The organism is Muriicola sp., assembly GCF_049669965.1.
Classification (GTDB): Bacteria; Bacteroidota; Bacteroidia; order Flavobacteriales; family Flavobacteriaceae; genus Muriicola.
The window spans coordinates 1-2,442 of record NZ_JBATLB010000244.1; the positions used below are offsets into that span (position 1 = coordinate 1).

The following is a 2,442-nucleotide window of genomic DNA, read 5'->3' on the forward strand; positions in this document are numbered from 1 at the left end:
CAAGAATTGTAAACATATCAAACTGTCTATTTCTGCTTAACACGTGTTGGTCAATAGCAATATTTGAAATAAATCCGAATCCGATTTCGTGGTCTCCCATCATTATTTGATTGTTTCTTGTATCTCCTCTTGCTAAATAGGAACCTTGAATAGTTGCGCCTGCTGACGAACCTGCAATCACACCACCTCTGTCCAATAATTTAAGTAGTTCTTTATGTACTTTGGTATTTAAATAACTGTCTGCGATTCTCCAATGTCTACCACCAGTAAAATAAATACCTGTGGCTTCTTTAATTGGTTTAACAAAATCATCTGTATTTACCTCTATCGAATCATTTGAATGTAGAATAGTAATATTAGGTATACCATATTCTTTGAAGTTTCTTTTCAATAACAATGTGTCTATTTCATTGTCCTTAACAAAAGCAGTTGGTATAACCACTATTTTTGCGGAATCTCCACCAGCTAGTTTCCGAAATTCTTTCATAATGCTAGTGTGTCCAATTTCTCCACCACCAATCGCTATAAGTGTTCCATTTTTATTTCCCGTAGTTACTTTATTCTCCTGTGCTTTACTTACAATAGGTAAGATTAATGTGATAAAAAGTAGGAATGATATTTTTAACATTTGTATTTCTTAATTTTTCTACGTGAGTTTTTAGGTCATTGTAGCTAACGGGAGTCTGTGCAGAAACTCCGTTTGGACTAAAATTAATGAATCGATGTGGATTTGGGGAGCGTCCATAACGGTTTTCTTTTTTGTTCCGGAATAGGTACCCGGTAATCCAAAAAAGAGAAAGTTGCACCCGTGGCTCAATATACCACGAAATAGGGCTGATAATGAGGGGCCAAGCTTTTTTAGCCTGTTTCTTAAGACTTTCGGGTCAAGGATGGACATAAGCCTTCTAAGGTTGTAGCATATCATGATCAGGTTCACCTCGGAGAGCACGTTCTGTTTTCCTTTCATCAAAGTATGGGTAAAGCCCCATTGTCTTTTCAGGGTCCCGAACTGATGTTCTGTTATCTGTTGCCTCAGCCTGTAATATTCCGAATTTTCCTCCACTCTTTTTTGATTTTCCTCCAAGGCCCCTTGATAAATGGAGCGTTCGATAAAACGTCCGTTTTTATTCGTGGTACATAGATGTCTTACAGGGCATACTTTGCAAGCTTGCCTGTTCTTGTAATGCTTGACTTTGTGCCCGGCCTTGTCATAAACGGTTCCATTGGTCGTCAATATTTGCCCGTCAGGGCAGGTATATGCGTCTATTCCCTTGTCGTATTTAAAATCGATCATGGGATAAAGCCCGTTGTGTTGGGAAGAATGTTCCTTTGGGGAGGAGTAGGGCGTGATCCCGTTGTCAGTGCATATCTCCAGATGCTTCGCCGTGGTGTACCCTTTATCGGTAAGGGTCCTCATTTTTGCCACGCCCAAAAGTTCCTTTGCATCGAGTGCCATGGGCGAAAGTGCATGTGTATCGTTTACGGTGCCCGTGTCGTTGTTGACGAAGAGTTTGTGTTTTGCATCGCAGCCTGCCTGCACGTTATACCCCACATTGATTATGTTGCGGTGCAGCACTACCGATCTGGCATCGGGATCAGTAAGGCTGATCTGTCTTTCCCCGCTGGTCCGAAGCTCTTGTTCTATGTTCCGGTACTTTTCCTTTTTGGTTTTCTGGTATGCTATTTTGTTCTGTATCCCTTGGATGTCCAGATCCGTGTCCGCTGTATCGAGTTGGTTTTGGTATTCCAGGATCTTGTTGTCTATGTAATCGATATGGCGGTCGATTTTATTCTGGTTGAAGTTGTTCTTAAGTGCGTTCTGCGCTCTTATCTTGAAGGAGTCTATGGCGATGGTCTCCCCCTCTATGAGTTCCCAGTCCTTGAGCAGCGTTACGAAATGTCTAAAGGCCATTTTGAAGGCCTTGGCGTTTTCTTTTCTGAAGTAGGCTATCTTTCTTGCCGATGGCCTTAGCCCCTTCAAGAGCCAGATGACCTCAAGGTTGACCTTGCAGGCATGTTCCAATTGGCGTGAGGATCGGAGTTTGTTCTTGTACCCGTAAAGGTAGAGCTTGAGTAGGTCGGCCGAACGGTAAGGAGGCCTTCCTTCGGAATTGAGAACATCCTCGAAACCAAGCTCGTTCATTGGGAGGACATCGACGAACATATCAACTATTCTGGCCCATGAATCGATACCGAGGCATGATTCAAAATCCATCATTATCAATTGATCTCTATTAAAACCTGTTATAAAATCCATAACCTTAAGATAATCAATATCAATAGGTTATGGTATTAGCTCTTCTAAAGGAAATCAACAAAGTTATTAAGAAAGGGTAGGTTGTTGCGCAGTCTGACGGTTAGGCTATGATTTGTGGCGGCGTTAGAAATCGTTAGATTTCCAGCCGTGGCAAATCCAGCCGTTGATATTTTAATAGTTTCAAG

At 41.8% G+C, this 2,442-nt stretch carries 2 protein-coding genes; both read right to left on the reverse strand.

What is annotated here, in order from left to right; all coding sequences use genetic code 11:
* On the reverse strand, positions 1-628 hold a 628-nt coding region (locus WBM49_RS12470; protein WP_424372381.1), incomplete at its 3' end, for a cyanophycinase.
* A 30-nt stretch (positions 629-658) separates the two neighbouring features.
* A complete protein-coding gene (locus WBM49_RS12475) occupies positions 659-2,257 on the reverse strand; it encodes an IS1182 family transposase (RefSeq protein WP_424372382.1) in 1,599 nt (532 codons plus the stop codon).
* Between the last annotated feature and the right edge of the window lie 185 nt (positions 2,258-2,442).